Source organism: Psychrobacter sp. 1Y4 (assembly GCF_051847555.1).
This window is the reverse complement of record NZ_JBPYDE010000110.1, coordinates 1-1,162: the sequence shown is the minus strand read 5'-3', so window position 1 is coordinate 1,162 and position 1,162 is coordinate 1. Positions and strand designations below refer to the sequence as shown.

The window sequence follows — 1,162 nt, the reverse complement described above, 5'->3', positions numbered from 1 at the left end:
GGTTGGTTGACCGCGCATTTGGGTAATGGTTGTTCAATCGCGGCGGTATACGATGGCAAGAGTCTCGATACCAGCATGGGACTGACCCCACTTGAGGGCCTTATGATGGGTACGCGTAGTGGCGATGTAGATCCTAGCTTGCACATGCATCTGAAGCGTCAGCTCGATATGAGCTTAGAAGAGACCGACAAAATGCTCAATAATGACAGCGGTCTACTCGGTGTCTCAGGACTGTCGAATGACTTGCGTACCATCGAGCAAGCAGCTAGGGAAGGGCACGAAGATGTGCAGCTCGCTATCGAGATGTTCTGCTATCGTGCTGGTAAATATCTGGCCAGTCTTAGCTGTGCGCTACCAGAGTTTACTGGTATTGTCTTTACTGGCGGTATTGGTGAGAACTCCGACATTACACGTACCGAAATCCTGGCAGTGATGCGTCATTTCGGTATCAAAATAGATGCTGACAAAAATGCCAGTTTGGTTCGTGGTAAAGAAGGCAGCTTCCACGCAGATGACAGCAGTATCGAGCTATGGGTCGTCCCAACCGACGAAGAGTACCGTATTGCTCAAGAGACGCGTCAGGCATTGAATTTAATATAAGCGTGCGCGTGTTTGGTACTCCATATCTATATAATTAACATTTGCTATAAAGCTATGGCGTAAATACTCAATACATTGCTCATTCTGCCAAGGGTGAATTGAACTTAATAATAAAATAAACCGTAGGATACACTATGCAGACCATTTTACTTGTTCCCATTAGCCGCGGTATCGGTGTGACATCAGCCGCGCTTGGCCTGATTCGCGCCTTTGACTATAACGGTATCAAAGCGGGCTTTATGAAGCCGTTTTTGCAAGACGATACCCTAGACAAGCAGCACAGCTTAGACAGCTCAAGTGCATTGACCATGCATGCCTTTGGACTAAAGCCGCCCAAATCGATCAGCCGTCAGCACGTCGAGCGGATGCTGGGCGATGGCAATCTTGATGATTTGATGGAAGAAGTGATTGCCAATTATCACACAATTGATGATGGCCCTGATGTCATCATCTGTGAAGGTCTGGTGCCGACCACTGAGACCTCTTACGCCTCACAAATCAACCGTGCGCTTGCCCATGCTTTAGATGCCAAGATTATATTTGTCAGCACGGCTGATATCAG

At 47.8% G+C, this 1,162-nt stretch carries 1 protein-coding gene and 1 pseudogene; both read left to right on the top strand.

Annotated elements, in window-relative coordinates; all coding sequences use genetic code 11:
- Positions 1-600 (top strand): annotated as a pseudogene (locus ACS8FC_RS14580) (acetate kinase); the annotation flags it as partial.
- 134 nt (positions 601-734) lie between these two features.
- The coding region (locus tag ACS8FC_RS14575) for an AAA family ATPase (RefSeq protein ID WP_439297291.1) at positions 735-1,162 on the top strand (428 nt) is incomplete at its 3' end.